The organism is Parapedobacter sp. GCM10030251 (genome assembly GCF_042666505.1).
In the GTDB taxonomy this organism is placed as follows: Bacteria; Bacteroidota; Bacteroidia; order Sphingobacteriales; family Sphingobacteriaceae; genus Parapedobacter.
In genome coordinates this window covers 1-18,517 of sequence record NZ_JBHTDN010000011.1, presented here as the reverse complement: position 1 = coordinate 18,517, position 18,517 = coordinate 1, and the positions used below count along the sequence as shown (strand labels likewise).

The following is an 18,517-nucleotide window of genomic DNA, read 5'->3' as shown; positions in this document are numbered from 1 at the left end:
ACATAGGAAATATCTGTTAATTTTTCCTATACTTGGCATTTAATAATGTTTCTATGAATACAATGATGGTGCCAACCCTTCGTTTTTTAACCGTATTTTTCGCGATCCCACTGTTACTTGGCGGAGCTGTGGCGCAGGAGCGCCTTAAGGTAGCAGTCGCTGGATTGAGCCACGATCACGTACATACGTTGCTGCGCGCTTACCAGGAACGGAGGATAGAGGTCGTAGGAATTGCTGAGGCAAATACCCGATTGGTGGATCGTTACCGAAAAAATTATGAGTTGCCTGATTCCCTGTTTTTTAGTACCGTAGGCGAGATGCTGAACGTCATTCATCCCGATGTGGTGTTAGCCTATAATGCCATTTCCGAACACGTGGATGTCGCCGAGGTTTGCCTGCCCCTGAAGGTGCCACTGATGGTAGAAAAGCCGTTGGCCGTCAACAACGAACAGGCGCGGCGAATTGCGCAGTTGGCCGCGGAACACCGCACTCCCGTATTTACCAATTATGAAACCACCTGGTATGACAGTAACCAAACCTTAAAACAATTGGTGGAAAAGGGAACTATCGGTCCTTTGAAAAAAGTAATGGTGAAAGATGGCCATCAGGGGCCAAAGGAAATCGGATGCAGCGAAGATTTTCTGAATTGGCTTACCGATCCCACGAAAAACGGAGGCGGCGCATTGATTGATTTCGGCTGCTATGGTGCCAATTTGATGACTTGGCTTATGAATGGCGAACGTCCGGTAGCGGTTACCGCCGTGACGAGGCAGCTCAAACCAGCTACCTATCCTCGGGTGGATGATGACGCAACCCTCATTTTGGAATACAAAAACGGCACAACGGGTATTATTCAAGCTTCGTGGGACTGGCCCTATAGCATCAAGGACTTGCAGGTGTACGGTGAAGCCACTTCGCTTCATGCGGTGGACGCCCACACACTGCTCCGGTATTCCAGTGCACGTGAACAGGAATCCTTGCCATTGGAGACGACGTACTTCAATGACCATCTGTCGTACCTAACGGCCCTGCTGAACGGCGATGCCGATGGAACGGATGATTTGTCTTCGCTGTCAAACAACCTGATCGTTGTTGAAATTCTGCAAGCGGCAAGGGAATCCGCGATGCGCGGCGAACGGGTTCTGTTGGATAGTCCGCAGCGGTAGGGGTTATTCAATCCGGCTTTGCAGTAAGGCATCGCGCCATTGCTGCCGCAATTCGGGGGTAAACCGTTCCTGCGGAATCGCCAACTCAACGGTATGCAGCGCCGTAGGCCCTTCCGCCACGTAGGTAAGTAATACCGTTGATCCACAGTCCCCTTCCGGTGATTTGGTGGACCCGACGGCATACAGAATGGAGGTACGGCCTTCTACGGTCGTTCTGTCGACAATATCCAGTGTCGCTTCGGGACAACCGGCTTTTTCAAACTCCCATTTCTCTTCGGGAGTTCCTTCTGCTTTCATCGGATAGTAACGGCGGTCGATGGTAGTCACCGTAACGGTCTTCACGGGTGCATTTTGTGCCTTACCTTCCTTTACGGTGTATGCAATACCTCGGATGCCTTTTGTGTCTTTGGGAATCTTGGTGCTTTTCCAGCGGGATTCGCCGGGGAAACTGATCACAATTTTTTCCTTGCCGGGCGTGGGTTGGGCGTTTCCGCTCAGCACCCAGCAGGAGCAAATGACGAATGCATATAATGATTTATAGAATATCCGTAATACCATGTTCCCTCTCAGTTAAATTATGGGCTCAAAGCGCATAGCAAATTTATCCCGGTACGCCTTTGGCGTCATGCCGGTATTTTCCTTGAACAGTTGCCGGAAATTTTTCATGTCGTTGTATCCCGCACACAGCATAATCTCAAACAACCCCTTCTCCGTGTTTTCCAGCAATCGTTTCGCCGCTTCTATTTTGGTCTTTTGCAGGTACCGTATGGGAGTTAACCCCGTTGCCTGTTTAAATCTTCTTACAAAATTACGTCTGCTGGCGGGAATGTCAGCAATCGCCTCCTCGATGCTCTTAATTTCGGGAAATTGATTTTTGATTTTGTGCTGGACGCGCATGACCAATTCGTCATCGTGTGTTTCCATGGGTGAAAAATGCCCGAAATATGCCTGGTTTTCGCGGTCCATGTCAATGGCAAAACTTTTCGCAATGCGTATGGCCATCTCCCTGCCACAGCATTTCTGTATCAACGCCAGCATAACGTGAAACCCGCTGGTCGCGCCCCCGCTTGTATAAATATTGGCATCGTGCGTTACCACCGCATCCTGTTCCAGTTTGATTTTTGGGAAATATGCCGCCAATTTCTCCACCGCATCCACGTGTGTGGTAGCACGACGATCGTCGAGCAATCCGGAAGCGGCCAATAAAAAGGCTCCCGTGCAGTTGCTAGCCAATATAGCACCCCGTGCATACTGCTCATGAAGCCAGGGAATAAAGCACCGGTTGTCTTCCAGCGTCTTCGCCATATCGACCTGTCCGAAAGCGGGAATAAAAATCAGATCGTAGGATTGGCCTCTGCCGATCGGCACATAGGCAATATGGCTAAGGCTGTCTGGAATCACTTCTGTATCGGAGGCACCCGCGAAGCTGATCTCAAACAATTCCGATTTACCTTCTTCGTGCAAGAAGCGGTTGACCGTTTCAAATACGTCCACGATCGCAGCAAGGCTCAATAATCGGTATTTACTTGTCAGAAGAATGGACAATCGCATAGCATCACCTGATTAATTTCACCTCAAAGATACAAACCCATCCGTAAATATTCTCTCAAAAAACTATCTTTGCCGTTTGAAGTCGATTTGCATGAATCCCGTCTATCAGCGCCAACGCGAAGCGATGAGTAGCGGTTTCACAAAGCCGCTTCTGCTAAAATTATTTTCGAATGAACCATATTCGCAATTTTTGTATCATTGCGCACATAGACCACGGTAAAAGTACACTGGCAGATAGGTTGTTGGAGTTTACGAATACCATTACCCAACGGGAGGCCCAGGCCCAGCTTTTGGATAACATGGACTTGGAGCGGGAGCGGGGCATCACCATCAAAAGCCACGCCATTCAGATGAATTATGTAAAAGACGGGCAGGAGTATGTGTTGAATCTCATAGATACCCCCGGGCACGTGGATTTTTCATACGAAGTATCCCGGTCCATTGCCGCCTGTGAGGGAGCCTTGCTTATTGTGGATGCTTCGCAAGGGATTCAGGCGCAGACCATCTCCAATTTATACCTGGCGCTGGAACACGATCTGGAAATCATTCCCGTACTTAACAAGATGGACCTGCCCGGAGCAATGCCTGAGGAAGTGAAAGACCAGATTGTGGATCTGATAGGTGGTAAGCGGGAAGATATCATTCCGGCTTCGGGAAAAACCGGCCTCGGTGTGGTAGATATCCTGAACGCGATTGTAGATCGCATCCCGTCGCCCGTCGGCGATCCGGGTGCACCTTTGCAAGCTTTGATTTTTGATTCCGTATTTAACTCCTTTCGGGGCATCATGGCTTATTTCAAAGTAGAAAACGGAGAAATACGCAAGGGTGATAAGGTAAAGTTTATGGCTACTGGCCGAGAATATATTGCCGACGAAATAGGTACATTGCGTCTCAATCAAGTGCCCAAAGAGGTTATCCGCACGGGCGACGTGGGTTACATCATCTCCGGTATCAAAGAGGCAAGGGAGGTAAAAGTGGGGGATACCATTACCCATGTTGCGCGCCCGAGCAAGGACGCAATAAAGGGATTTGAAGAGGTAAAGCCGATGGTATTTGCCGGAATCTATCCGGTAGATACGGAGGATTTTGAAGAATTGCGCGAGAGCATGCATCGCCTGCAGCTTAACGATGCTTCGCTGGTGTTTGAACCGGAGTCCTCCGCCGCGCTTGGGTTTGGCTTTCGTTGCGGCTTTCTCGGCATGCTGCACATGGAAATTATCCAGGAACGCCTCGAACGGGAATTTGACATGACGGTGATTACCACGGTGCCGAACGTTTCCTACAAGGCTTATCTTACGAAAGACCAGCAAGAAATTGTTGTGCATAACCCATCGGACCTGCCCGATCCCAGCAAATTGGACTATGTGGAGGAGCCCTATATCAAAGCCAACATCATCACGAAGGCTGAATTTGTGGGGCCTGTGATGTCTCTCTGTATCCAGAAGCGCGGGATCATCATCAATCAATCCTACCTCACGGCAGACCGCGTGGAGCTGGTGTTCGAAATGCCTATGGGCGAAATCGTCTTTGATTTTTACGATAAGCTGAAAACCATATCGAAGGGATACGCTTCTTTTGATTATCATCAAATCGGCTATCGGCAGTCGGATCTGGTTAAGCTGGATATCCGCTTGAACGGTGAACCCGTTGACGCCCTGTCGTCGCTTATCCACCGGAGCAATTCCTACGAATTCGGAAAGAAAATATGCGAAAAGTTAAAAGAGCTGCTACCGCGGCAACAGTTTGAAATCGCCATACAAGCTTCAATCGGTGCAAAAATCATCGCCCGCGAAAATATCCGGGCGTTACGCAAAGATGTGACCGCTAAATGTTACGGAGGGGATATTTCCCGTAAACGTAAGCTGCTCGAAAAGCAAAAGAAAGGTAAGAAGCGAATGCGTCAAGTTGGGAATGTGGAAATTCCCCAGTCGGCATTCATGGCCGTGCTGAAGTTGGATTAGCCGCATAACGTTCAACTTTCAATTTCAACTTTCAATTTTCAATTATCATGAATCTATTAGACGGTAAACTCGTATCAGCGAAAATCAAGGAAGATATCAAACAGGAGGCTGCGGCCTTTCTAACAAAGACTGGTCGGAAACCTCATCTTGTTGCTATATTGGTCGGTAACGACGGCGCAAGCGAAACCTATGTGGCCAGCAAAATGCGTAACTGTGAACAAGTGGGATTTGAGTCGACCAATATTCATTTCGATACCAGCATTTCGGAAGACGAACTCCTGGCTAAAATCAAAGAGCTCAACGCAGATAGTCGAGTGGACGGAGTGATTGTTCAGCTTCCCCTGCCCAAACACATCGATCCGGAACGGGTAACCGAAGCAATTGACTATCGGAGGGACGTTGATGGATTTCATCCGGTTAACCTCGGCCGCATGCAACGCAACTTGCCTTGCTTCATTCCGGCTACCCCTTATGGTATTCTGCTAATGCTTACCCATTATGGCATTGACACATCCGGTATGCATGCAGTGGTAGTGGGAAGGAGCAACATCGTAGGCAGTCCCATGAGCATCCTACTGGCGCGGAACAGCAAACCGGGAAATTGTACGGTGACGCTTACCCATAGCCGTACCCGGGATATCAAAGAAGAGGTATTGCGGGCTGACATCGTGGTTGCCGCCGTTGGCAAAAAGAACTTTATCACCGCTGATATGGTGAAGGAAGGAGCGATCGTGATTGACGTAGGTATGAATAGAGAGGTAAGTAGCTTAACCAAATCAGGTTATAAGCTTTATGGCGATGTCGATTTCGAGCAGGTTGCACCCAAATCGTCATGGATAACGCCAGTACCGGGGGGCGTTGGATTAATGACCATTGTGGGGCTACTAAAAAATACATTAGAAGCCGCAAAGGGAAGTATTTATTGAAATTGAAAGTGAATACCATTTTTAATAGTTCAGCGGCCTCCGGGCCGAAAGTGGACTGCCAAAAACCGTACGCGATAGCGCAAAAAACATTTTGGTATAACAATTGTTTCTACAGCATTCATAAAAATTTATTAAACATGAAAAAAATAGCATTGACAGCCTTATTTGCCGGAGCTTTGTTTTTTGCCGCCTGCAACAATGGTACGTCCGGAACCGAAACACACGACCATGACCATGCGGAACATGATCACCATCACGATGGGCATGATCACGACCATACCGTAGGCGAACAAGTAGACTCCGTATTGGACACATTGGAGGAAGCGGGTGATACGATTGGTGCGAAGGCAGAAGAATTGGGAGACAACGCCAAATCCACGTTTGAAGATGCAAAAGAGGGTATCAAAGCGGGCGTGAAAAACGCGAAAGAAGAAGTACAGGAAGCTTCGAAAGCTGCCGCTACCGACGTAAAGAACGCGGCCAAGAGGGTAGGCGAAAAGATCGATGAAACCGCGAAAGAAGTAAAGGAAGACCTAAAGAAGTAAAGGGCTAGTGTTTTTCGGCCTACTGCTCGCAAGCTGGGACCCGCCGCGCCTCGCTTACGTCTCCGAGGCTTGATTTGCCGTAGGCCGAAAACACCAGCAATGAACGTACCTATTACCATTATTTACCCCCCCCCCCAATTGGTTAGGATACGCAACACAACTGTAACGCTCCCTGCGGTCCGCGTCACTAGGTTGCTTTTGCGTATCCTAACCAATCTTCTTCCTCCAGCCTTTTTACAGATTTTCGTGATATCTTTGAGACATGAAGCTACTTATCATCGAAGACGAGCAGGGCTTGCGGGATAATATTGTCCAATTTTTGCAGAAGGAGCAATATATTGTCGAGTCAGCCGCGGATTTTCACTCCGCCATGGAGAAAATCGCATTGTATGATTACGATTGTATTTTGCTGGACGTGGGCTTGCCCGATGGAAACGGCCTGAATTTACTGCGAGCATTGAAGTCCAAGCAGAAGCGGGATAATGTGATTATTATTTCGGCCAAAGATTCGTTGGATGATAAGTTGGAGGGATTGAATCTGGGTGCGGATGACTATCTGACAAAGCCTTTCCATTTGGCCGAACTCAACGCACGCATTAAAGCGGTTTTGCGGCGGAAAGCACTGGATGGGGGGAACGTCGTCAAATTGAATAACATGGAGTTGGATTTCAACGGGCGAGCATTGAGCGTGGATGGTGAGGCGATTCACCTTAACCGGAAGGAATTCGATATATTAGCTTTTTTTGTTGTCAATAAGAACCGATTAATCTATAAATCTGCGTTGGCAGAACACGTCTGGGGAGACCATATGGACAATGCGGACAATTTCGATTTTATTTATTCCCAAATCAAGAACCTGCGGAAAAAGTTAAAGGACCACGGCGCTAACCTGGAGATTCAGGCAATCTATGGAGTCGGTTATAAGTTAACCGTATAGATGAAGCTGCTCAATCATACGCTGCTGTACCTGTCGGCTTCGCTGGTGTTTATACTGAGCATCTGGGCTGTGGTTTTTTATTTCAGCATGATGGATGAAGTGTATGATAGCATTGACGATGGCCTGGAAAATTACAAAATGCTCATCATAAAGAAAGCCAGCCGTGATACGTCGTTGTTAGCCAAAAGCCGATTTGACGAAAGCAACTATGCAATACGTCCTGTGGATCGCGAATTCGCCTTGCAGGCTACCGAGGAGTTCAGGGACACCGCCATGTACATGGAGTATGAAGAGGACTACGAAATTATGCGTATGCTCACCACGTATTTTTCCACGCCGCAGTCACAATATTACGAGTTAAAGATCATCACCTCCATGGTCGAGGGCGATGATCTGGTTGCTGACCTACTGCACGCGCTGCTGTGGCTCTATGTCGCGGTGATTGCAAGCGCATTCATTATCAACAATTGGGTACTTCGCAAAATATGGCGCCCATTCTATCAATTACAACATGCGTTGAGAGGGTTTAAGCTAGGGGAGGATAAGACATTTAATCCACCACAGACCAAAGTGACGGAATTTCAGGATATGAATAATACGGTTGCGGAGCTGCTCAAAGCCAATATTGCGGTATTCCAACAGCAGAAACAATTTATTGAAAATGCTTCACATGAACTGCAAACGCCCTTGGCCATCGCTATAAATAAGCTGGAGCTATTGCTTGAACAATCCCAGGGGAAGGAAGGGCAGGCACAATTACTGGCAAATGCCATCCAATACCTGGAGCGGATGACCCGGCTCAACAAGTCGCTGCTGCTGCTCTCCAAAATTGAGAACCGGCAATTCCCGAAGGAAGAGATGGTGGATTTCAACGAGCGATTACGGCTTCACGTCGATGACTTTGAGGAACTTCTCCATTATCGGAATATCACCTTAGACAGAATTGAAAAAGCAAAATTCCAACGGCTTTTTAATGGGGATCTCGCCGATGTGTTGATTTCGAACCTGTTAAAGAATGCAATTGTCCATAACCATGACGGGGGGCGGGTTACCGTTACCATCGAAAAAGACGGATTTGAAATCGCCAACACCGGCAAGCCACAACCGTTGGATTCCGAAAAAATGTTTGCCCGTTTTTATCGGTCGGCAGACCAGTCGTCTTCTACCGGTCTCGGACTGGCCGTGGTTAAAGCGATTGCCCAGCTGTATCAGGCAGAAGTAGGGTACCGTTACGCTAACGGGCTGCACCACGTGTATTTCCGTCTGCCTCACCTGATGTAATCCTCGTCCGCCGGATCCAGGGGCTTGTTGACTTCGAAGCTCGGGTCGGCCGCAGGTTCCTCCAGATTTCGCTGTTTTCTTTTGGGGCGTCCCAACAGATACCCCACAATCACACCAATGAAGAACATGGTACCCAACACGGCCAGTTTTGGGACGGTACGGGTTCCGAATATCCAAAAATTCACTTCATCCATGTTTTTCATGAGTACGACCGTGACCAATACGGTTACTACGATGATGAAAATGGTTTTTGCACGCATGGCTTCTTTTAAATTATTGTAACGAAAGTACTAAAAATCTTTTTGGATATCAGCCTCCTACATGAATTAACATTTTTTAACTTTTTTTTTTGAATTTTTTGCTGTTGAAAGATTATGTTGTATTTTTGGCGCAGCGATAACTAACACACACATAGAAAACAGCACACGTAGACACAAACTATTGGGTAATTTTTACGCGACAAGCACTTGTAATTGGCATCTACCAAATCGATACAAACATATCGGTGTTCGGCCAAATTAATTACCCGTAAGATTTCGACATTTATCATTGTGGCTACCTATTTAAGGAGAGTAAAGTGATGTATCGGACAAGGACCATAGAAAGTAGACGGTACCGGCTCGTCATTAAACCAGGAGAGTAATTCACGATTTTTTGCTTTTTTATTCGCGCCCCCCTGTCGACGATATGCAGGACTATTGGGGTAATTCAACACTTTTTTTAACGACTATTTTTTAACCAAATTCACAAACACATGAAACAAAAATTACTATGTTTCTTTATGTTGGGGATACTGCTGATTGGATCAGCCTATGCCCAAGACAGGAGAATCAGTGGTAGAGTGACTTCAGCGACGGACGGTGCCCCGATATCAGGGGTTTCGGTAATGGCTGTTGGTGGCAGTGCCTTGACACAAACGGATGAGTTAGGGATGTTTTCGATTGACGTTCCGGCGTCGATATCCCAACTTGAATTCCGTTTTTTGGGATATGCCACGCAGCAAGTAACGATAGGAAGCCAGTCGACTATTAATATTCAGTTGGCGGAAGATGCTTCTACGTTGGAAGAAGTGGTGGTTACGGCACTCGGTATTTCTCGGGAATCGAAAAGTTTGGGGTATTCAGCTACGAAAGTCGATTCGGAAGACATTACCAGGACCTCGCCGGTTAGTATGTTCGACGGTTTACAGGGTAAAATTGCTGGTGCAAATATTACTTCGCAATCTGGCGCACCCGGTGCATCAACAAAAGTGGTTTTACGTGGATATTCTTCGATTACAGGAAATAACCAACCCCTGTATGTAATCGATGGGGTTCCCGTAAATAACAGTACGTTTGGAGAAGCGGAGCCCGTCAATCGTTCTACGGACTTCGGGAACAATGCGAATGATATCAATCCCGCGGACATTGAATCTATTAACGTATTAAAAGGAGCAGGAGCAACGAGTTTATATGGTTCTCGTGCTGCTAATGGTGTTATTGTTATAACAACCAAGAAGGGGAAGGCCGGCAAGATTTCCGTCGACCTGAATCATTCAACCACGCTATCGTCCATATTAATGCTACCTAGACTCCAAAATACCTTCGGACAAGGCTGGAGCGGCATATTTGATCCAATTGAGCAGGGAAGCTGGGGGCCGCGTCTTGACGGAGCCAACAGACTTTGGGGAAATACGGTAGACAATGCACGTCTCGTAAAACCTTTCGTAGCATTGGAGGATAATATCCGTGATTTTTATACCACGGGGACGGAACTAAATACCAACTTAGCAATCAGTGGGGGTAATGAACGTTCTACGTTTTATTTATCCTATGGAAACATTTCAAGCGACGGTATTGTCCCCACCGATGCGGATTCCTACAAGCGGAATACGGTAAGCCTTCGGGGTTCTACAAAATATGAGAAATTTACGGCCTCTGGGTCACTCAATTATGTTGGCCGAAAAGCCAAATTTATAGCAACCGGGCAAGGCACTAATACAGGGGCGACTATGTTCCAGGAACTTATCCAGTTTCCGCGGGATATCAGCATTGTGGATGGCAAAGATTACAAAGCAAAATTTTATGACATTAACACCTTCTATACGCCTTATGCACAGAACCCGTACTTCGTGTTAAACGAAAACGGCAACGACTTTAATAGCGATCGGGTTTATGGAAATGCCGAACTCGGATATGAATTTGCCAATTGGCTTTCTTCAACCGTCCGAGTCGGAGGTGATTTCACAAATTCACGCCTGAAAGACTGGCAGGCCATCAACAGACCTGATGGCAATAGTCCGAACGCGTCCCGTCAGGCGGATGTCGGCGGGGTTATGGAAGAAGCCCGGTATTACGGCGAATTCAACACGGACATATTGTTGAATTTCAACGCTCCGATCAATGAGGATTTTACGTTCGACGGCTTATTAGGTTGGAACTACAACCAACGTGAGACCCGAGTACAGACGTCCTCTATTGCGAATCTTACGGTACCAGGATTTTACAACCTTTCCAATTCATCTGCGCCTCCTACAACTTCGGCAGATTATACAAAGAGAAGGTTGTTTGGTGCGTATGCTCAAGCAAACTTTGGTTTTCGCGATTATTTATTCCTCTCGCTGAATGCAAGAAACGACTGGTCTTCAACGTTACCGATCGGCAAGAATTCTTTCTTTTATCCAGCCGCAAACTTAAGCTTGGTCCTGACAGATTTAGCCCCTTCATTGAAAGACAACGGCATCAGCTTTGCTAAATTAAGGGCTAGTTTGGGGCAAACCGGTAACGACGCCGGGGTTTATTTGCTGAGTTCGTTACTCACCGGTGGCGATGTGCTGCTTGGTTTCGGTAATATTACCTTCCCCTTAGGTGGCGTCGGTTCATTCGAGGTCGCAAATCAGATTGGCAACAGTGCCTTAGAGCCAGAAATAACTACGGAATACGAATTAGGTGCTGATGTACGGTTTCTGAATAATCGCCTTGGTTTTGACTTTAGTTATTACAACAAACGTACAGACGGACAGATACTACCAGTGCCGATCGCACATACATCCGGATACGGCTTTCTCGTAATGAACTTCGGTTTGGTGGAAAACAAAGGGATCGAATTGGCTTTCAATGTGACACCTGTTAAGTCAGATATCTTTTCATGGGATTTGAACTATGTATTTGCGCGTAACCGCAATAAAGTAATAGAACTGCCGGAAGGCCTTAATGAAGTGGTGATTGCCAGCGGTTATGATGTCGACTTCGTTGCTGTCAAAGGACAACCGCTAGGAGTGTATAAAGGGCCAGTTGAAAAACGCGATCCGAATGGTAATGTTATTGTTAATCCGTCAAATGGTATTCCGCTTCAAGCAGACGACAAAGAGGTTTTCGGAAATAGCCAGCGTGATTTTACCATGGGGTTAACCAATACCCTCCGATTGAACAGCTGGAGTTTAGGCTTCGCATTTGACTACCGCAAAGGAGGGAAATTTTGGAGTTATACGTCCCAACTTACTGACTTTATAGGAAACTCAGTGAGAACCACGTATAACGATAGAAATCCGTATGTTTTCCCGAACTCGGTTAATGAAATAACGGATTCCGAAGGTAATGTTTCTTATGTAGAGAACACAACGCCTATATCTGTAGAAAACTATTATTCGCTATTCAACAACGGTTCCACCACGCAAACCGAGTCTCGCAGGACGGTATTGGATAAAACGTCCTTACGCTTACGGGATGTGACGCTATCTTATGCGTTCCCGAAAACAATTGCGTCTCGTATCGGCTTGGATGGGCTATCTCTAACGGCATTTGGTCGCAATCTGTTGTTGTGGGTGCCTGCAGAAAACGGATTTATAGATCCCGATGTTAGTACGTATAACAATGACCTTAGGGGCGATTTAGGTGAGTTCGCAGGCGGACCAACCACTAGGTCTTATGGTTTATCATTAAGGGCAACGTTTTAATTGACTGAAAGATGAAAATAGATATAAAGAGTTTGAAGGGAAGGATAGCCACCATTGGTTTGGGCTCCCTACTAACATTCAGTGCTTGCGAAAAGGCATTGGATATTAATCAGGATCCCAATAATCCTGAGGTAGATAAAGGTACACCAGAATTAGTATTTCCTGCAGCTGTAGCTTCTACTGCGGGTGCTTTGGGAGGGGAATATGCCATATTGGGCGGTATTTGGGCACAGTATTGGACACAAAGCTCAGTTTCGAACCAATATCGGGATTTTGATTCATATAATGTAAATCAAAGTAATCTGAACGGCCGGTTCAATGAAGTATTTTCGGGTGCGCTGAATGACTATCATTTTGTTATTCAAAAAGCGCAGGAAACCGAAGATTGGCACTACCTTTTGATGGGCACAGTGATGAAGGCGTATACCTATCAAGTGATGGTCGACCTTTATGATACACTTCCTTATGACGAGGCTTTTCAAGGAGTAGAAAACCTAACACCTGCCTATGAGGAGGGTTATCAGATTTATCAGAAGTTGATTGCAGAACTAGATAACGCGCTTGCATTACAAGCGGGTGCAGATCCGGTGGATCCCAACATGGAAGATGAAGAGAAGGCTTTAGATGTGGTTTTTAAATTTGACATGGCCAATTGGGTGAAATTTGCTAATACCTTGAAGTTAAAGTTATACCTTAGAATGGTCTATGCCCAGCCAGCGGAAGCAGAGGCAGGAATACGAGCCATGTATGACAATGGTGCACAGTTTTTAGATACCGATGCCGAACTGGCGATTTTTGAAGGTACCCAAGACAAAAGCAATCCGTTTTACGAGTTCAACTTCAGGAGATTGAATACAACAACGAATCTACGGGCAAGTGTTACCTTTTTGTCCTTTTTAGAGGCGAATGACGACCCTAGAATCGGCTCATATTTTACGACGACTGCGGGAGCATCAACGTATTCAGGAAACCATCAAGGTGACTACAACAACCCAGATCCGGATTTAGCTGATATATCTGTTGCCAAAGCAGCGGCAGTTGACCCAGTTTACTTTATTTCGGAAGCTGAGTCTTATTTTTTGCAAGCTGAGGCATTGGAGCGTTATTACGAGGGTGAAGGGGCAATCGAGCTCTACAACCGAGGTGTTGAAGCCGCGTTTGCGCAATACGGGGTTGGGGATCGAGCAGCTGATTTTACTGCCCCCGACGGTGTATATGCTTACCCTACGTCCGGTAACTTTGAAGCGAAATTGGAAGCAATTATTGTGCAGAAATGGGCCTCATTTCCCGGAGCTCATGCACTAGAAGGCTTTATTGAAAAGAATAGAACAGGATATCCGAGAACCAGCCCCGTATATTCAACAGACCTGTCATATGTAGCCGGACAGTTTGTTTATCCGAAGAATGGTGTAACAGGCGGGCAATATCCCAAAAGGTTAATTATTCCGCAGGATGAGCGGAATCGCAATCCGAATGTTCCTGCTATCGTACCTATCACAACCAAAGTTTGGTGGGACAAGAAATAGTTTTGTGTTATTAAACAGAAATGACAATGAGAAAATATATATGGGGCTTGGTAGCGACAATTGTGGCGCTGCAAGGCTGCGAAAAATTAGAATCGGAAGGAGTCTCTTTCGAAACCCAGTTTGTGGATATCCAATTAAACGGTGATGCATACATGTCGGTTCCGCTCGGAGAGGAGTTTGTTGATGAGGGAGCGGTAGCTAAGGAGGGTGAGGAAGAAAAACCGGTAACTGTTAGCGGAAATGTGAACGTTAACACCGTTGGTGTATATGAAGTAAAATATTCTGCGGTTAATAATGATGGTTACCCCGGATCTGTGACAAGGATCGTTGCGGTAATTCCAGCGGCGGAACAAGAAGGTGTCAACATAGCGGGCAGTTATAAATATAACGGTAATGTCTACGTTGGTACAATAACAAAATATGCTCCGGGTTTTTATTACATGAATAATCTCTGGGGCCCTAGTCCCGTCCCTTGTTATATATTGACAAGCAATGGCAAAGATTTGATACTCCCACTTACAAATACATCATTTGGCAGAGTGTTGGGTTCTGGTACATTGACAGGTAATGCTCTGGCATTAACGGTTTCGTTGCTGGATCAAAACGGACTAATAGATGTGCCGAGAAATTGGACGAAACAATAACCGCTATTAGAAAATATTCATATGAAAAAGATAGTAAGTATTTTTATTTTATCGACACTGGTCTTCACTTCCTGCCAAAAGGAAGAAGAGGTGGGGGGAACGGCTGTAGAAGCTATGGCAGGTGAATGGTATGTGACCGCGTCGAGGGGAGGTGACTCCTATGATGCGCATTTCTCAACGTATAACACTGCAGCAAATAGTGCCACAGAAATGTGGTTGGATGATTTGGAATCTTTCTGGGAAACAAAAGGAAAAGTAAGTGTTGATCTTGCTAACATGACTTTTTCTACGTCTACACCTGCTCAAAATGAGTATTACGATATGACATTTGAAGTCGCAAATGGTAAGATTCTTAAAGGCGCAGCGAGAGGCCCTGGATCGAACACGCCAACAGATTCCATTTATTTCGAACTGAAATTTAGTGACGATGTTGATGAAGATGGCGTGCAAATAGAAACGCCCTGGATAATATCTGGATATAAGCGGACCGGCTTTTTGGAGGATGAGCCGTAATTGGCTTGTCGACAGAGCCTGAAACCAAAATGGCAAAGCGGTTTTAAATCGCTTTGCCATTTTTTTTGAATTACAAATATTTGCTCTTTCGCTATTCCAATAGGTTATTACAACGAATCATAATATTCGATAAGAGCTGCAAGAACACGATCGTCTTTTAAGTTGGCATGACGTTCGTTCACATAGCTTTTTAAAGCAGATTTTTTATCAGCCAACGCATCTAATATCCCTTTTTCAGTGGCCGACACTTTTCGTAGCTCATTTCCTTTAACCAGATAATAATCTGTCCTTGGTACGAAATTGATTTCGGTGTTGCCCGTAAAATGGTCTTCCCGCTGAATTTTAGATTTTTTGGTGTGCTTCAGCAGAGTGGTGTTTCCTTCATATAAGACTTCAACTAATGTTTGGTCCTCCGGTAGATAGCCGCTTTTAAAAGCCACGGTATCTCCGTTATCCAAGTACGTAAACTTTTTTACCTGCCTATTCGGAGCATATGTGTTGCCGTTTACTTCAATGACAAGTGATTCGGAGGCTTGGTCGTAGTTAAACTTGACGTTCTGATATGTTTTTCCGTCGTCCAGGACTACATCTCCGACTAGCCAATCTGCACTTAAAAACGGAGACGCTCGTAAATCCGTTTTTTTATTGATTAGCATTGGAGCGTAAGTGGGCGAGAGGTAATCCCCAATGGATATCTCTCGTTGCGCAAGTGTGGTTGCAGCGTAGGTTAGCAATAACATGCTAAACATTGAATTGATTAAGAATTTTTTCATGACTTGGGATTTTTATTTTACAAAATTAAAGATACGACTGCTTTAATTATAAAACAAAAGGATATCCGTGTCCATTGCGGAGACTAAACCCAGTCCTGACTTTTAGTTCTTGTTCGACCTGAAAGGAAACAGAATCGGGTGAAACGTATCCGCCGCCGACCAACTGTATATTTTCTGATCAATCGGTCTTTGGCTTTACTCTCAGAATATTAAGGATATGAAAGAGTATAAAGAATACCAGTCTGCCCTGGTCTGTCAACGGCTGGAGAGAGGATTAACGCGGAAGGAATTCTGCACACAGTACAGCATCACGCTGGGGAAACGGGGCTTTTCGATTACAGCCCAGTCCGGCACAGCAGCACCCCGTTGCCCACATTTGGCAGCTCCAGGGATTATCTCCAGACGGAGGGGGATGCGAAAACACCGAGACCATAAATTATAAAAACTTAAAAGAACGATCTCCGGAACTATAAAAATCTGGTTCAAAAATCAAATATATAGTTTATAGGGCGGATACGGTGAACTTCTAGGGGTGCGTAGGAATCTCGTTCGAGTGGCCAAATCATATCCAACCGATTTTTCTTTTGCACGTTAAAGGGAGACTGTACTATTATAACAATCAAAGGAGAGAAGTTATTTTAAATGGAATAAGCCCGGTATTTTATCGGGCTTATTCTGGTAAAACAATATGATATTAAACCAATAACTTTAGAATCACTTTATACATTTTAGACTCCTTCGCGTGCGTAAAATCAACTTTTATTTAAGGACAGGCCGTTGCGTTGTTGGTGTAGAATGTAATAGTTTTAGTAATAGAACCACATCCGTTGGTAATAGTCAAATTATACGTTGCTTGACCAGATCTCATGCCGATATGATATAGACGGCCAGAGCCTGTTATCTGTGCATTAACTCCGCCGCCAACTCGTGTCCAAGTAACGGTGCCGTCTAACGGTTGCTCAATCTGAATATCTCCTTCATACCAATTAGCCATATCTCCTTCTTGAAGATTAGCACAATTAGTGATCGAACGGTGAACAAAAATCCCTGAATTGTAGGAAACAGACATTGGACCGGTTCCCACTATCACAGATTTGGTGACGGAGATGGTACCACATGACGTTGTGATTTGCGCGGTAATTGAACCTGGGCCATCTGAAATTTTGGCTACACTTACAGTGCTATTATTAGTTGGGCCGGAAATGTTGATATTTCCGCTTACGCTCCAGGTAATAGCAGCACCAGAGGGAAAATTGCTTATGCTGTAAGTTCCGGTTGTACAAACAATGTTAGGACCGGTAATTTGACTCATCGCGTTTCTTAGGATTGCACTATTATCAATCGCCGTATGCATCCTGGCTATTTGCAGTGGCGTAAAACTCTGTAAACAACTTGGTAACACATAGGACATTGCATTGTCCGTTAATGGCGAGTAATGCGCGCCATTTGCGTCAGTACCGGTACCGATGTAAGCACAACTAGAAATTGACCATTGCTTGGGGTCGGCAGGTGTATCTGTAACATAATCACCACAGGTGGACGAATTGCTGCCATTGACCAACTCAGGACATTGAGCTGGCCCACCTCCTAGCTCAATGCCAGCGGTTCCTCGATGAGTGTGAAAAAGTCCTAGGCAATGACCGAACTCATGAGCAACTACCGGGGTCAACACATATGACCCGGAAAGTACCAAAGCATTTGAAGGAATCCCGTCTGCTTTACCGAATGAAATTGCGCCCGTAGGTAGCAAATAAACATTTATTGCATTGCTTTGTCTGTTGGTGGCCACAATATTATCAAAGTTCGCGTCGGGATTACCGGAGAAGAATGTATTGTTATCAATGAAGGACCGCCCTTTTTCAACTATACATATGCTTGTCTGTTCCATCCCAATTTGCAGGTTAGACAGAACCTGATTTACCTGAGAAGTGGTTAACCCTCCTGTCCCATCACTTTTGCGAATAACGTGGAAATAGACCATAAAGATCTTATCTGTTATAGAGCTAAGATTATAAGTTTTAATGCCTAGACGTTCGGTTAAGAAATCTTGGGAGGCAATTGTTCCACAATTTAATCCAACTGAATCCTGCAATATATACCGGCTGTTTTGCGTTAGTTCACTAACGTCCGATAAAATGGGTTCGTTTATTTCTATCTTGTGACAGGCCGTGGCGAGCGATATAATAAATATATAGGTGATATAAATGCCTATTTGTCGGAATTTAAAAAATAAATTCATAGCTGTATTAGTTAATAGTAATTTTGATTTAGTTTCGTGGATATCAGAACGGATGACGGATACCTTATTAACCAAATCTTATATTTTCGGAATACATTAATAATTTTAAGTGGGGTGACATTACAAAATGTTCGAGCCAAATATATGATAGCATACGAATACAGGTATGGAGTAAATGTTCCAAGCAGGGTAAAGCTTCGTCCACGCCCCTATAAATTTGTTAAACTTCGGTAGTGTTTATTTAATTGGTAGATGTTAACTTTTATTATAAGCAGCCTAATTGTTGTACTATTCTATAAGGATTAGGCAATATCATCCTAACTTGGTTTATTAAAGTTATTAGTCTGGTAAATTTAAATAATAAATGTTAATATCCAAATGTTTGACTTCCCCGTGTAATCGGTAAATAAGAATACACAACTTTTGGCAAATAAGAGTACACAATAATCGGCAACAATACCTACACAACTTCGGCAACAACTAGTGCAGAATGATTGCAGGCTGCTTCGGTGTTATTCACC

Annotated in this window: 16 protein-coding genes; 11 read left to right on the top strand and 5 right to left on the bottom strand. The window is 45.1% G+C overall.

The window, feature by feature from the left end:
• Positions 1-53 precede the first annotated feature (53 nt).
• Positions 54-1,166 carry a Gfo/Idh/MocA family protein gene (locus tag ACFQRK_RS20705; protein ID WP_379010064.1) on the top strand — a complete coding sequence of 371 codons (1,113 nt, stop codon included), beginning with the start codon at positions 54-56 and terminating at the stop codon, positions 1,164-1,166.
• Between the two features lie 3 nt (positions 1,167-1,169).
• On the opposite strand, the gene ACFQRK_RS20700 is transcribed toward ACFQRK_RS20705, so the two are convergent.
• Both ACFQRK_RS20700 and ACFQRK_RS20695 read right to left on the bottom strand, forming a co-directional pair.
• A complete protein-coding gene (locus ACFQRK_RS20700; RefSeq protein ID WP_379010063.1) occupies positions 1,170-1,724 on the bottom strand; it encodes a hypothetical protein in 555 nt (184 codons plus the stop codon).
• 12 nt (positions 1,725-1,736) lie between these two features.
• Positions 1,737-2,717 carry a GlxA family transcriptional regulator gene (locus ACFQRK_RS20695; protein WP_379010062.1) on the bottom strand — a complete coding sequence of 327 codons (981 nt, stop codon included), beginning with the start codon at positions 2,715-2,717 and terminating at the stop codon, positions 1,737-1,739.
• A gap of 170 nt (positions 2,718-2,887) precedes the next feature.
• Between ACFQRK_RS20695 and lepA the strand changes: the two genes are divergently transcribed.
• The 5 genes from lepA to ACFQRK_RS20670 all read left to right on the top strand — a co-directional run bounded on the left by lepA (position 2,888) and on the right by ACFQRK_RS20670 (position 8,367).
• Positions 2,888-4,678, top strand: a complete 1,791-nt coding sequence (lepA, locus tag ACFQRK_RS20690) for a translation elongation factor 4 (protein ID WP_379010060.1) — start codon at positions 2,888-2,890, stop codon at positions 4,676-4,678.
• Between the two features lie 47 nt (positions 4,679-4,725).
• The gene (locus tag ACFQRK_RS20685; protein ID WP_379010059.1) at positions 4,726-5,604 is read left to right on the top strand and encodes a bifunctional 5,10-methylenetetrahydrofolate dehydrogenase/5,10-methenyltetrahydrofolate cyclohydrolase; all 879 of its coding nucleotides are present in this window, start codon (positions 4,726-4,728) and stop codon (positions 5,602-5,604) included.
• Positions 5,605-5,741: 137 nt separating this feature from the next.
• Positions 5,742-6,149: a hypothetical protein gene (locus ACFQRK_RS20680; protein WP_379010057.1), complete on the top strand. Its 408-nt coding sequence runs from the start codon at positions 5,742-5,744 to the stop codon at positions 6,147-6,149.
• A gap of 262 nt (positions 6,150-6,411) precedes the next feature.
• Entirely contained in the window at positions 6,412-7,086 is a 675-nt protein-coding gene (locus ACFQRK_RS20675; RefSeq protein WP_379010055.1) for a response regulator transcription factor, read from the top strand.
• Positions 7,087-8,367 (top strand): sensor histidine kinase, encoded by a 1,281-nt coding sequence (locus ACFQRK_RS20670; protein WP_379010054.1) that lies wholly within the window; start codon positions 7,087-7,089, stop codon positions 8,365-8,367.
• Here ACFQRK_RS20670 and ACFQRK_RS20665 read toward each other — a convergent pair.
• A complete protein-coding gene (locus ACFQRK_RS20665; protein WP_379010052.1) occupies positions 8,355-8,627 on the bottom strand; it encodes a hypothetical protein in 273 nt (90 codons plus the stop codon). The genes ACFQRK_RS20670 and ACFQRK_RS20665 overlap by 13 nt on opposite strands.
• A 494-nt stretch (positions 8,628-9,121) precedes the next feature.
• Here ACFQRK_RS20665 and ACFQRK_RS20660 point away from each other — a divergent pair, with 494 nt between their 5' ends.
• Genes ACFQRK_RS20660 through ACFQRK_RS20645 form a run of 4 tightly spaced genes read left to right on the top strand, consistent with a single transcriptional unit; the run spans position 9,122 to position 14,984 of the window.
• A complete protein-coding gene (locus tag ACFQRK_RS20660) occupies positions 9,122-12,301 on the top strand; it encodes a SusC/RagA family TonB-linked outer membrane protein (RefSeq protein WP_379010051.1) in 3,180 nt (1,059 codons plus the stop codon).
• 11 nt (positions 12,302-12,312) lie between these two features.
• Positions 12,313-13,827 carry a SusD/RagB family nutrient-binding outer membrane lipoprotein gene (locus ACFQRK_RS20655; RefSeq protein WP_379010050.1) on the top strand — a complete coding sequence of 505 codons (1,515 nt, stop codon included), beginning with the start codon at positions 12,313-12,315 and terminating at the stop codon, positions 13,825-13,827.
• Between the two features lie 26 nt (positions 13,828-13,853).
• Entirely contained in the window at positions 13,854-14,471 is a 618-nt protein-coding gene (locus ACFQRK_RS20650; protein ID WP_379010048.1) for a DUF5011 domain-containing protein, read from the top strand.
• 21 nt (positions 14,472-14,492) lie between these two features.
• Positions 14,493-14,984 carry a lipid-binding protein gene (locus ACFQRK_RS20645; protein WP_379010047.1) on the top strand — a complete coding sequence of 164 codons (492 nt, stop codon included), beginning with the start codon at positions 14,493-14,495 and terminating at the stop codon, positions 14,982-14,984.
• Positions 14,985-15,091: 107 nt separating this feature from the next.
• On the opposite strand, the gene ACFQRK_RS20640 is transcribed toward ACFQRK_RS20645, so the two are convergent.
• On the bottom strand, positions 15,092-15,757 hold the full coding sequence (locus tag ACFQRK_RS20640) for a hypothetical protein (RefSeq protein ID WP_379010046.1): 666 nt from the start codon (positions 15,755-15,757) through the stop codon (positions 15,092-15,094).
• A 217-nt stretch (positions 15,758-15,974) separates the two neighbouring features.
• Between ACFQRK_RS20640 and ACFQRK_RS20635 the strand changes: the two genes are divergently transcribed.
• Positions 15,975-16,199, top strand: a complete 225-nt coding sequence (locus tag ACFQRK_RS20635; RefSeq protein WP_379010045.1) for a hypothetical protein — start codon at positions 15,975-15,977, stop codon at positions 16,197-16,199.
• Between the two features lie 321 nt (positions 16,200-16,520).
• Here the strand turns inward: ACFQRK_RS20635 and ACFQRK_RS20630 are convergent, their stop codons facing one another.
• Positions 16,521-17,996 (bottom strand): M43 family zinc metalloprotease, encoded by a 1,476-nt coding sequence (locus tag ACFQRK_RS20630; RefSeq protein WP_379010043.1) that lies wholly within the window; start codon positions 17,994-17,996, stop codon positions 16,521-16,523.
• Positions 17,997-18,517 lie beyond the last annotated feature (521 nt).

Excerpts from the sequence above, each read along its gene's own strand:
- ACFQRK_RS20705 (WP_379010064.1), top strand. The coding sequence starts at position 54 with ATGAATACAATGATGGTGCCAACCCTTCGTTTTTTAACCGTATTTTTC.
- ACFQRK_RS20700 (WP_379010063.1), bottom strand. The coding sequence starts at position 1,724 with ATGGTATTACGGATATTCTATAAATCATTATATGCATTCGTCATTTGC.
- ACFQRK_RS20695 (WP_379010062.1), bottom strand. The coding sequence starts at position 2,717 with ATGCGATTGTCCATTCTTCTGACAAGTAAATACCGATTATTGAGCCTT.
- lepA (WP_379010060.1), top strand. The coding sequence starts at position 2,888 with ATGAACCATATTCGCAATTTTTGTATCATTGCGCACATAGACCACGGT.
- ACFQRK_RS20685 (WP_379010059.1), top strand. The coding sequence starts at position 4,726 with ATGAATCTATTAGACGGTAAACTCGTATCAGCGAAAATCAAGGAAGAT.
- ACFQRK_RS20680 (WP_379010057.1), top strand. The coding sequence starts at position 5,742 with ATGAAAAAAATAGCATTGACAGCCTTATTTGCCGGAGCTTTGTTTTTT.
- ACFQRK_RS20675 (WP_379010055.1), top strand. The coding sequence starts at position 6,412 with ATGAAGCTACTTATCATCGAAGACGAGCAGGGCTTGCGGGATAATATT.
- ACFQRK_RS20670 (WP_379010054.1), top strand. The coding sequence starts at position 7,087 with ATGAAGCTGCTCAATCATACGCTGCTGTACCTGTCGGCTTCGCTGGTG.
- ACFQRK_RS20665 (WP_379010052.1), bottom strand. The coding sequence starts at position 8,627 with ATGCGTGCAAAAACCATTTTCATCATCGTAGTAACCGTATTGGTCACG.
- ACFQRK_RS20660 (WP_379010051.1), top strand. The coding sequence starts at position 9,122 with ATGAAACAAAAATTACTATGTTTCTTTATGTTGGGGATACTGCTGATT.
- ACFQRK_RS20655 (WP_379010050.1), top strand. The coding sequence starts at position 12,313 with ATGAAAATAGATATAAAGAGTTTGAAGGGAAGGATAGCCACCATTGGT.
- ACFQRK_RS20650 (WP_379010048.1), top strand. The coding sequence starts at position 13,854 with ATGAGAAAATATATATGGGGCTTGGTAGCGACAATTGTGGCGCTGCAA.
- ACFQRK_RS20645 (WP_379010047.1), top strand. The coding sequence starts at position 14,493 with ATGAAAAAGATAGTAAGTATTTTTATTTTATCGACACTGGTCTTCACT.
- ACFQRK_RS20640 (WP_379010046.1), bottom strand. The coding sequence starts at position 15,757 with ATGAAAAAATTCTTAATCAATTCAATGTTTAGCATGTTATTGCTAACC.
- ACFQRK_RS20635 (WP_379010045.1), top strand. The coding sequence starts at position 15,975 with ATGAAAGAGTATAAAGAATACCAGTCTGCCCTGGTCTGTCAACGGCTG.
- ACFQRK_RS20630 (WP_379010043.1), bottom strand. The coding sequence starts at position 17,996 with ATGAATTTATTTTTTAAATTCCGACAAATAGGCATTTATATCACCTAT.